The organism is Streptomyces sp. URMC 126 (assembly GCF_051386555.1).
GTDB lineage: Bacteria > Actinomycetota > Actinomycetes > Streptomycetales > Streptomycetaceae > Streptomyces.
Window position 1 is genome coordinate 1 of the sequence record NZ_JBPQTX010000590.1, and the last position, 1,578, is coordinate 1,578.

Sequence of the window (1,578 nt, forward strand, 5' to 3'; positions counted from 1 at the left end):
CCCCCCCCCCCCACCTCCCGCCCACGCGCCGAGCGGTGGCCGCCCGCCGCGCGGCGGTACCGGTCAGGTGCGGTAGGCGTAGTAGACCGCGTCCGGGTAGGACGCGATGATGCTCGCCACCGACTTCCGGTAGGTGTTGGTGGAGTGGTACGTGAGGTACGGGACGCCGTAGCGGCTCTTGTACGTCGTCATCATGGAGTGGTCCTTCGACCCGTCACCGTCGAAGTCCATCTGCATGACGTCGCCCACCTCCATCTGGTAGACGTTCGCCAGGCTGGTGACGCGCTTGGAGTTGAGCGCGTACCACGACCACTCGTTGACGCCGACCCAGCTGTCGGACTGGCCGGAGGCGCTGTACCACCACTTGCGGTAGTCGTCCGCCGAGCCGGTCTCGGGCTTCCAGCCGCCGGCCTTCAGGCCCTGGCTGAGGAAGTTGGTGCAGTCCCCGCCGGCGTCGTTGAACTTCCGGTACGACGGGTTGTAGTTCCGCCAGTACTTCTCGGTGTACGCGGCCATGGCCTGGTAGTCGACGCCGGCCTTGGCGCGCTTGGGCACCGACTGGCTCGTCCACGAGGTGGAGGCGCGAGGGGCGCTGGGCGTGGGGCCGAGGGAGGCGACGCGCTTGCGGACCGTGGGGTCGTTGACGGCGATCGGACCGTCGTCGTCGGTCGTCAGGGCGGTCAGCTCCCAGGTGCCGCCCGGGCGGGCGGTGAAGCGCGCCTCGTGCCGGGCCTTGAAACCGGTGGTACCCGGCTCGTCACCGCGGATCTTCTTGTACGTGAGCGTGGTGGTCTCGGTGAGCCGCACGACCGCCCGGCCGCCGGCGGAACGGGTCCCGTCCACGGCCACCTGGACGTCCGCCTTGGTGTACGCCTCGTGGAGGCCGGCGAGGCGCTTCTTGCGCGCCTGGAGGGTGGCCAGTCCGGCCTTCTCCGACTTGGCCGCACCGGCGGCCAGCCGCACCTTCCGGTCGAGCTGCGTGGCTATTCGCGGCGTCTTCACCGAATCGAGCAGCGCCGAGGTGCGCTCGGTCAGCAGGGCGTCCGCGGCACGGCCGAAGGAGGCGATGGTCGCCTTGTCCACCGCGCCGGCCCGGGGGGCCGCGCTCGCGGCGGAGGCGGGCACCAGCACCGCCGGCACGGCCATGGCCAGCACGGCTCCGACGGCTGCTCTGAGAGTGGTTGGTTTCACGAAGTTTCCCCTTGTCACCCGGTCCGCACGGACCGGGCACGGAATCTTCGCACGAGCGCCCGGCACCCGGAATGCTGGCCCCCGCACACGTTTCCCCGCTCCGCCCGGCCCTTCCCCGCCCGCCGGTGACGGCCCGTCCGCGGACGCCGGTGCGAGGCCCGGTGGGCGGCGGAAATCCGCTGCCTCCCACCCGTCGGGTGGCCTAGGGTCCAGGCATGACGAGACTCCGCAGAGCGGCCTTCGTCGCCGCGCTCGCCTGTCTGCTCCCCCTGACCGCCACGGCCACCGCCTCCGCCGCGACGGAGACCCTCCGGGCGCCGTCCGCTGGTGCTGCTCTCCCCCGGCTTCAGCGTCTCCCGCTACACGATCACCGCCCTGGCCGAGGAC

The 1,578-nt window shown here is 71.8% G+C and carries 1 protein-coding gene; it reads right to left on the reverse strand.

The window, feature by feature from the left end; genetic code table 11:
• Positions 1–63: 63 nt before the first annotated feature.
• Entirely contained in the window at positions 64–1,155 is a 1,092-nt protein-coding gene (locus ACSNOK_RS32950) for an amidase domain-containing protein (RefSeq protein WP_436784459.1), read from the reverse strand.
• Between the last annotated feature and the right edge of the window lie 423 nt (positions 1,156–1,578).